Source organism: Paraferrimonas sp. SM1919, from assembly GCF_010993985.1.
Lineage (GTDB): Bacteria > Pseudomonadota > Gammaproteobacteria > Enterobacterales > Shewanellaceae > SM1919.
In genome coordinates this window covers 1-617 of the sequence record NZ_WINH01000108.1, presented here as the reverse complement: position 1 = coordinate 617, position 617 = coordinate 1, and the positions used below count along the sequence as shown (strand labels likewise).

The window sequence follows — 617 nt, the reverse complement described above, 5'->3', positions numbered from 1 at the left end:
AGGAGCCTGAGAAGCCGGAGCGCTAGCTTCGGTGGAGGCGTCGGTGGGATACTACCCTGGTTGTATTGAAATTCTAACCCGCAGCCCTGATCGGGCTGGGAGACAGTGTCAGGTGGGCAGTTTGACTGGGGCGGTCGCCTCCTAAAGTGTAACGGAGGCGCCCAAAGGTTCCCTCAGAATGGTTGGAAATCATTCGTAGAGTGCAAAGGCATAAGGGAGCTTGACTGCGAGACCTACAAGTCGAGCAGGGACGAAAGTCGGGCTTAGTGATCCGGTGGTTCCGCATGGAAGGGCCATCGCTCAACGGATAAAAGCTACCCCGGGGATAACAGGCTTATCTCCCCCAAGAGTCCACATCGACGGGGAGGTTTGGCACCTCGATGTCGGCTCATCGCATCCTGGGGCTGTAGTCGGTCCCAAGGGTTGGGCTGTTCGCCCATTAAAGCGGTACGCGAGCTGGGTTCAGAACGTCGTGAGACAGTTCGGTCCCTATCCGTCGTGGGCGTAGGAAATTTGAGAGGAGCTGTCCTTAGTACGAGAGGACCGGGATGGACACACCGCTGGTGTACCAGTTGTCTTGCCAAAGGCATCGCTGGGTAGCTATGTGTGGACGGGAT

At 57.2% G+C, this 617-nt stretch carries 1 rRNA gene; it reads left to right on the top strand.

The features are described 5' to 3' along the window. Window positions 1–617: ribosomal RNA gene (locus GFB48_RS17380) — 23S ribosomal RNA — on the top strand; the annotation flags it as partial.